Raw genomic sequence first — 8,026 nt, 5'->3', positions numbered from 1 at the left:
GGGGAAGGGCCGTGCGTCCCCGGGCGGCGGTGGAGCGCCGCCCGGGGGCGGGGTCAGCGGTCGTCGGAGACCGTGGTCTTCTGGACCTGGAGCAGGAACTCGGCGTTGGACTTGGTCTCCTTCATCTTCTCGATGAGGAGCTCCAGCGCCTGCTGGGTGTCCAGCGCGTGCAGCACCCGGCGCAGCTGCCAGACGACCCGCAGCTCCTCCGGCGCCATGAGGATCTCTTCCTTGCGGGTGCTGGACTGGTCGACGTCCACCGCGGGGAAGATGCGCTTGTCGGCGAGCGACCGGTTGAGCTTGAGCTCCATGTTCCCGGTGCCCTTGAACTCCTCGAAGATGACCTCGTCCATGCGGGACCCGGTCTCCACCAGCGCGGTGGCGAGGATGGTCAGCGAGCCGCCGTTCTCGATGTTGCGCGCCGCGCCGAAGAACCGCTTGGGCGGGTACAGCGCGGTCGAGTCGACACCACCGGACAGGATGCGCCCGGACGCCGGAGCGGCCAGGTTGTAGGCGCGGCCAAGACGGGTGATGGAGTCGAGCAGCACGACGACGTCGTGGCCGAGCTCCACCAGGCGCTTGGCACGTTCGATCGCCAGCTCCGCGACGGTGGTGTGGTCCTCGGCGGGACGGTCGAAGGTCGAGTGGATGACCTCGCCCTTCACCGTCCGCTGCATGTCGGTGACCTCTTCCGGACGCTCGTCCACCAGGACGACCATCAGGTGGCACTCCGGGTTGTTCTTGGTGATCGCGTTGGCGATCGACTGGAGCACCATCGTCTTGCCCGCCTTGGGCGGCGAGACGATCAGGCCGCGCTGGCCCTTGCCGATCGGCGACACCAGGTCGATGATCCGCGTGGTCAGGATCCCGGCGTCGGACTCCAGCCGCAGCCGCTCCTGCGGGTACAGCGGGGTCAGCTTGGAGAAGTCGACCCGGCCCTTGGCCTGGTCGGGCTCCATGCCGTTGACGGTATCGAGGCGGACCAGCGCGTTGAACTTCTCGCGCCGCTCGCCCTCGCGGGCCTGCCGCACCGCGCCGGTGATGACGTCGCCCTTGCGCAGGCCGTTCTTGCGGACCTGGGCCAGCGAGACGTACACGTCGTTCGGGCCGGGCAGGTAGCCGGTCGTGCGGACGAACGCGTAGTTGTCGAGGATGTCGAGGATGCCCGCGACGGGGATGAGGACGTCGTCCTCGGTGATCACCGGCTCCTCGTAGCGCTCGCGGCCTCCGCCGCGGCCCCGGTTGCGCTCGCGGAACCGGCGCCCGCGCCGGCCCCTGCCGCCGCTCTCGTCGTCGTCGCTCTGGCCGCCGCCGCCCTGGTTCTGGCCGCGCTGCCGGTTGCCGCCCTGGTCGCCGCGGTTGTCCCGGTCGCCGCGCTCGCTCCGGTCACCGCGCTCGCCGCGGTTGTCGCGGCCTTCGCGGTCGCTCCGGTTGTCGCGGTTGTCACGGCCTTCGCCGCGCTCGCCGCGCTCGCCGCGCTCCCTGCCGCGCCCGCGCTGGCGTCCACCGCCCTCGCGGCCTTCGCGGCCCTCGCGGCCACCGTCACGGCCGCCCTGGGACTCGCCTTCCTCGGCGCCGCCCGAGCCGCCCTGCGCGGCCACGGGCTCGCGGCCCTGGCGCTCGCCGCGGTCGGTGCGCTCGGTGCGCTCGCCGCGCTCGCTCCTGCTGTCGGACGCCCCCCGGTCCTGCTTCTCCGCGCCGGCCTTGGCGGCCTGCCGGCCGCCCTGCCGCTCGGGCTTGTCAGTGGTCTTGTCGGCGGGGCCCGCGGCCGGAGCCTGCCCGGCGACCGGCGCCTGGGCGGCCTGAGCCTGGCCCGCCACCGGGGCCTGCGCGGCGGCCGGAGCCTGCTCGGCGGCCTGCGGGGTCTGCGCGGTCTGCTGGGCCTGCGGGGCCTGCACGGCCTCGGCGAGGGTGACCTGGTCGTCGGACACCTCGCGCTTGGCGGCGGCCGCGGTGCGGGTGCGCCGGGGACGCTCGGTCTTCGCCGTGGCAGCGGCTCCCTGCTCGCCCCCGGCCGAGCCCTGCCCCTGGCCGCCCTGCTTCTCCTGAATGGCGGCGATGAGCTGGCTCTTGCGCATCCCGGTCGTGCCGGTGATGCCGAGGCTGGACGCGAGCGCCTTGAGCTCGGGCAGCACCATGGCCGAGAGGCCCGTGCCCGACCGGCGGCGCCGGGGGGTGGCAGGCTCCGCGCCGGCCTGGGCGGCGTCGGCTGCGGGTGCCGTACTGGATGCGTCCGTAAGGAGTTCGCTGGATTCGCTCACTAAGGGTCCTTCCCAGGGAGCGGGCGTTGGCCGGCGTTCGGCCAGTCAACCCGGTGGTGCGGCCCGGCGGGGGCGCCGAGTCGGGCTCCGCTGATCACGATGGCACCGCGATCTGCGATTTCTGGGCACAGCCAGATGGTGGTCGGGACGGTTCGCTCGTGCGTAACCCCCGTTACCGCTCCGTCCGAAGTTTCGCTGGAATGCCTGACAACGGGATGTCACGGTGTCGGGGAGCCTAGTACGCGGGACCGACACGACCGGAGGGCCGAACTGGCGACGCGTGGCTGACGAGCACGCTGCCCCGAACGGGGCATCTGGTGCGGCATTCAGCCTAACATCACCAGGGCACACTGCTATTCCCCAGAGGTCGATGTCTTCGCATTTTACCTAGCTGGATCTTGCCGGAACCTGCACCGGCCGGAGCGTCGCGCCGGCCCCGCCCCCAGCACCGGCCTCACGGCCGGACCTGTGCCTCACCGGCCACGACGCGGGCGCCACGGGACGCGACGTCCAACGGGTGTTCGTGCCACCCATTACCCACTTCCGGGCCCATCGAATCAACTTGTGATGCGGTTGTGAAGGCCAGGACAGTAGGACCTGCCCCGGAAATCACCGCCGGCACGCCCGCCGCGCGCAGCCATGCGACGAGCGCCGCGGAAGCCGGCATCGCGGGGGCGCGGTAGTTCTGATGCAGCCGATCCTCGGTCGCGTCCAGAAGCACACTCGCGCCTAGACCACCCGTCAGTGCGGCGATCAGAAGCGCCGCACGGCCCGCGTTGGCGGCGGCGTCCTTGTGCAGGACGGTCTCCGGCAGCAGTCCGCGCGCGCGCTCAGTGGCTAGGCGCTGCTCCGGGACGAACGCGACGACCTGCTTGACCTGCGAGTCCAGCCGGACGAGGCGGGGGCCGTCCGGTGTCGTCCAGGCCACGGTGAGGCCGCCCGCAAGACAGGGCGCGACATTGTCGGGATGGCCCTCGATCTCCGTCGCGAGGCGTAGTGCGACGTCGTCGTCCAGCAGACGCCCGGCCGGATGCAGCGCGCGCGCCGCGACGATCCCGGCGACGATCGCCGCCGAGGACGAACCAAGACCGCGACTGTGCGGGATCCGATTGCGGCACCGGAGCCTGATTCCCTTCGGCTGCCCCATGACCTGGCCGGATTCGGCCTCGGCGAGTTCGTCGAGCACGTCGAACGTCCGGCGCAGCACCTTCACGACCAGGTGCCGCTCGCCCCGGTCGGCCACCTCGGCGCCCTCGCCGTCCACCTCGATGGACAGCCCGTCGCCGGTCACCGCGACCTCGACGTCGTCGTACAGCGCCAGCGCGAGGCCCAGCGTGTCGAATCCCGGGCCCAGGTTGGCGCTGGTCGCCGGCGTCCGCACCAGCACCGGGTCGTTCGGCCAGCTCATCGCGGCCCCTTCGGAGTACATGCGCACGACCGTACGGCCAGGCCGCGTGATCATGCACGAGAGGATCGTTGGTACGGACGGGCAGGCCCTTTCAAGCCGCGCCGGGAGGGAGGCCCAGGTATGACTGCGTCAGCCCCGCACAGGTCGTCCAGGACGCTTCCAGGCCCGCACCAGCCCCCGCAGGGCCCGCAGCACCGCGATCGGTCAGGTCAGGCCCAGCGCGGAGGCGGCGGCGTGCGCGTCGACCTTGACCACGGTCGGGGCGGGCGCGCCGGAGATCGCCCAGTCGGGGTCCTTGAGGCCGTTGCCCGTCACCGTGCAGACGACCTTGGAACCCGGCGCGACGACGCCGCGTTCGCTCGCCTGGAGCAGCCCGGCCACGCTCGCGGCCGAGGCGGGCTCCACGAACACGCCCTCCTCCCTGGCCAGCAGCCGGTAGGCGGCCAGGATCTGCCGGTCGGTGACCGAGTCGATCGCGCCGCCCGACTCGTCCCGCGCGGCGATCGCCAGGTCCCAGGACGCGGGGTTGCCGATCCGGATGGCGGTGGCGATCGTCTGCGGCTTCAGGACGGGCTCGCCCTTCACGAACGGCGCGGCGCCGCTGGCCTGGAAGCCCAGCATCCGGGGCCTGCGGGACGCCACCGAGTCGGCGGCGTACTCCTTGTAGCCCATCCAGTACGCGGAGATGTTCCCGGCGTTCCCCACCGGCAGGCAGTGGATGTCAGGCGCGTCACCGAGCGCGTCCACGATTTCGAACGCGGCGGTCTTCTGCCCTAGCAGCCGGTACTTGTTGACCGAGTTGACCAGCGCCACCGGGTAGTCGACCGACAGCTTGCGGGCCAGTTCCAGGCAGTCGTCGAAGTTGCCGTCCACCTGCAGCAGCCGGGCGCCGTGCACCAGCGCCTGGGCCAGCTTGCCCATGGCGATCTTGCCGTTGGGGACGAGGACCGCGCAGGTCATCCCGGCCCGGACGGCGTAGGCGGCGGCCGAGGCCGAGGTGTTCCCGGTGGACGCGCAGATGACCGCCTTGGCCCCGTCCTCGGCGGCCTTGCTGATCGCCATCGTCATCCCGCGGTCCTTGAACGAACCGGTCGGATTGGCACCTTCCACTTTCAGGTGCACCTCGCAGCCGGTCAGCTGCGACAGCCGGTTGGCCGGTACCAGCGGGGTGCCGCCCTCCAGCAGGGTGACGACGGGCGTCGCGTCCGTCACCGGAAGGCGGTCGCGGTACTCCTCGATGAGGCCACGCCACGCACGGGCGTTCGCGTTCACGTCGTTCTCCTTGGCTGACCTGCGATGTCATGCGGAGTCTACCGGCGTCATTCCTCTCCCTCGACGCGCATGACACTCGCCACCTCGCGGACGATGTCGAGACCGCGCAGCCCCCGCACCGTCGCAGACAGCGCCGCGTCCGGCGCCCGGTGGGTCACGACCACCAGCTGCGCCTCCTCGCCGAGCCCGACCTGCCGGACGGCCTGGATCGACACACCGTGCTGGGCGAACGCTTCGGCGACCGTGGCGAGCACACCCGCCTCATCGGCCACGTCCAGCTGGATGTAGTAGCGGGTGACGGTCTCACCCATCGGCAGTACGGGCAGCTTGGCGTACGTCACTTCGACCGGACCAGGCGTCCCGCCGACCACGTTCCGGGCCACCGCGACCAGATCGCCCAGAACCGCAGACGCCGTAGGAGCACCGCCCGCACCCGCGCCATAGAACATCAGCGACCCGGCGGACTCCGCCTCCACGAACACCGCGTTGTACGCCTCACGGACGCTCGCCAGCGGATGCGACCGCGGAATCATCGCCGGATACACGCGGACGGACACACCACGCCCGTTCCGGCCGTCCTCCGACGGAACCCGCTCACAAATGGCGAGCAGCTTGACCACACAGTCCATCCCCTTGGCGCCGGCCACATCCGCGGCACTCACCTCGGTGATGCCCTCACGGTGGACGTCCGCGGCAGTCACAGGCGTATGGAAAGCAAGCTGCGCCAGGATCGCCGCCTTGGCCGCAGCGTCGAAACCCTCCACATCGGCCGTCGGATCAGCCTCGGCGTACCCGAGCGCCTGCGCCTCTTCCAGCGCGTCGTTGAATCCGGCGCCGTGCGTGTCCATCTGATCGAGGATGTAGTTGGTCGTACCGTTCACGATGCCGAGCACCCGGTGAACATGGTCGCCGACCAGAGACTCCCTTAGCGGACGCAGAAGCGGGATGGCCCCGGCCACCGACGCCTCGTAGTAAAGGTCGGAACCGTACTCCCGCGCCGCCGCGAACAGCGTCGCACCGTCCTCCGCCAGAAGCGCCTTGTTGGCCGAGATGACCGACTTCCCGGTCTTCATCGCCTCCAGCATCAGCGTCCTGGCCGGCTCGATCCCGCCGATCACCTCGATGACGATGTCGACGTCGTCCCTGGTCACCAGGGCCTGCGCGTCGGTCGTGAGCAGGCTCCGGTCCACCCCGGCGCGGACCCTGTCCGGCCGCCGGACGGCGATTCCCGCCAGTTCCAGCGGGGCCCCGACGCGCGCGGCCAGATCGGCCGCCTGCTCCCTCAGCAGCCGGACGACCTCCGTGCCGACGACGCCGCACCCAAGGAGCGCCACCCGCAGCGGGCCACGTTCGGGTTTCACGCTTCGACCTCCGCATCGAGCCTCAGCAGGTCCTCGACGCTCTCCCGCCGGACGATCACGCGCGACCTGCCGTCCCGCACCGCCACCACGGCGGGCTTGGGAACGTAGTTGTAGTTGCTTGCCATCGACCGACAGTACGCACCGGTGGCCGCCACCGCCACCAGGTCGCCCGCCGCAAGATCTTCGGGCAACCAAAGGTCACGCACCACAATATCGCCGCTTTCACAGTGCTTCCCGACAAGCCTACTGAGCATGGGCGACGCATCCGAGCTACGGCTTGCCAGCACACCGGTGTACTCGGCGCCGTACAGGGCCGTGCGCAGGTTGTCGCTCATCCCCCCGTCCACGGACACATACGTCCGCAGGCCCTCTACGTCCTTGACCGTGCCGACCTCGTACAGGGTCACCCCGCCCGGCCCGACGATCGCCCGCCCGGGTTCCACGGTCAGTCGCGGCATGGCCAGCCCATAGGACACGCACTCGCGAGCCACGATCGCCCTCAGCCCGTCCGCGATCGCCTTGGGGTCATGGGGTTCCTCACTGGGCACGTACGCGATCCCGTACCCGCCCCCGAGATCCAGCTCGGGAAGCTCGATCCCATGCTCGTCCCTGATGGCCACCAGCAGCTCCGCCAGCCGGTGCGCCGCGACCTCGAAACCGTCCACCTCGAAGATCTGCGACCCGATGTGGCTATGCAGCCCCACAAGCTCAAGCTGCCTCAACTCCAGAACCCGCCGGACGGCCTCCAGCGCCGCCCCGGAACTCCTGGAGAAACCGAACTTCTGGTCGTCATGAGCGGTCGCGATGAACTCATGGGTGTGCGCCTCAACCCCTGTAGTGACGCGCACCATCACCTTGGGCCGCACACCCCGCTCCTGGGCCAGATACCCCAGCCGCGCGATCTCCTCGAACGAATCCAGGACGATCCGTCCGACCCCCACCTCCAGAGCCCTCTCCAGCTCCCAAGGCGACTTATTACTCCCGTGCAACGTAATGCGCTCGGTAGGGAACCCGGCGGCAAGAGCAACCGCCAGCTCACCCCCACTGCACACATCGAGCCCGAGCCCCTCCTCGTTCAACCACTTAGCCAGAGCCGTACAGAGAAACGCCTTGCCCGCATAGTGCACGTCCCCGTCATGGAACGCCGCCGCATACTCACGCGCCCGGCTCCGCACGTCCTCCTCGTCATAGACGAACAGAGGCGTCCCGTACTCCCGCGCCAGATCCCGAACATCCAGACCGCCCACGGTCATCACGCCCTCGGCCCGTCCAGCGCCGCGCGGCCAGATATGCGGATCCAGGACGTTCAGATCGTCCGCCGGGCCCGCAGGGTGGTCTTCGGGCAGGACGTCGGCGTGCCGGGGTCCGGCAGGGTGAACTCTGCTCATATCCGCTCTCTAGGGGTCTCACCGATCATGTTCAGGCCGTTGCCAAGGGCGATGCGCGCGGCCTCCGCCAAACTGACGCGCCCCGCATGCACCGCCCCAGGTTTCTCATCGCCCCGGGGCACAGCGGGACACCGCTCATGCACGTCGTGGTACGCCCCGGCCACCCTCTCCAAACAGAACACCAACGGCCTGGCATCCCGTTCCCGCGCGGCCTGAGCGGCCCGTCCAGGCAAATCCCCCGCGGCGCTGCGATTGTCGGGTGCTCGCCACAGAGTCCGCGAGAACTTCTTGTGAGGCTGCTGGCTTTCTCAACGTGTGCGGCGGACAACTACCCAG

6 protein-coding genes are annotated in these 8,026 nt (G+C 70.4%); all 6 read right to left on the bottom strand.

Translation table 11 applies throughout. The features are described 5' to 3' along the window. Window positions 1-53: 53 nt before the first annotated feature. The 6 genes from rho to E1298_RS52030 all read right to left on the bottom strand — a co-directional run bounded on the left by rho (window position 54) and on the right by E1298_RS52030 (window position 7,923). Window positions 54-2,261, bottom strand: a complete 2,208-nt coding sequence (gene rho / locus E1298_RS40490; RefSeq protein WP_131902684.1) for a transcription termination factor Rho — start codon at window positions 2,259-2,261, stop codon at window positions 54-56. Between the two features lie 454 nt (window positions 2,262-2,715). Continuing rightward, window positions 2,716-3,690, bottom strand: a complete 975-nt coding sequence (gene thrB, locus E1298_RS40485; RefSeq protein WP_243726132.1) for a homoserine kinase — start codon at window positions 3,688-3,690, stop codon at window positions 2,716-2,718. A gap of 183 nt (window positions 3,691-3,873) precedes the next feature. Next, on the bottom strand, window positions 3,874-4,941 hold the full coding sequence (gene thrC, locus E1298_RS40480) for a threonine synthase (protein WP_131902683.1): 1,068 nt from the start codon (window positions 4,939-4,941) through the stop codon (window positions 3,874-3,876). A 47-nt stretch (window positions 4,942-4,988) separates the two neighbouring features. Beyond that, a complete protein-coding gene (locus tag E1298_RS40475) occupies window positions 4,989-6,275 on the bottom strand; it encodes a homoserine dehydrogenase (protein ID WP_207945130.1) in 1,287 nt (428 codons plus the stop codon). Between the two features lie 23 nt (window positions 6,276-6,298). Then, the gene (gene lysA, locus E1298_RS40470) at window positions 6,299-7,690 is read right to left on the bottom strand and encodes a diaminopimelate decarboxylase (RefSeq protein ID WP_131902681.1); all 1,392 of its coding nucleotides are present in this window, start codon (window positions 7,688-7,690) and stop codon (window positions 6,299-6,301) included. After that, window positions 7,687-7,923, bottom strand: coding sequence for a DALR anticodon-binding domain-containing protein (locus E1298_RS52030; RefSeq protein ID WP_165975896.1), 237 nt, complete (start codon window positions 7,921-7,923; stop codon window positions 7,687-7,689). The genes lysA and E1298_RS52030 overlap by 4 nt, the downstream gene beginning before the upstream one ends. Between the last annotated feature and the right edge of the window lie 103 nt (window positions 7,924-8,026).

This window comes from Actinomadura rubrisoli (assembly GCF_004349215.1).
In the GTDB taxonomy this organism is placed as follows: domain Bacteria; phylum Actinomycetota; class Actinomycetes; order Streptosporangiales; family Streptosporangiaceae; genus Spirillospora; species Spirillospora rubrisoli.
Note: the sequence above shows the minus strand (reverse complement) of the source record. Positions and strands in the feature narration are given on the sequence as shown.

Excerpts from the sequence above, each read along its gene's own strand:
- thrB (WP_243726132.1), bottom strand. The coding sequence starts at position 3,690 with ATGTACTCCGAAGGGGCCGCGATGAGCTGGCCGAACGACCCGGTGCTG.
- lysA (WP_131902681.1), bottom strand. The coding sequence starts at position 7,690 with ATGAGCAGAGTTCACCCTGCCGGACCCCGGCACGCCGACGTCCTGCCC.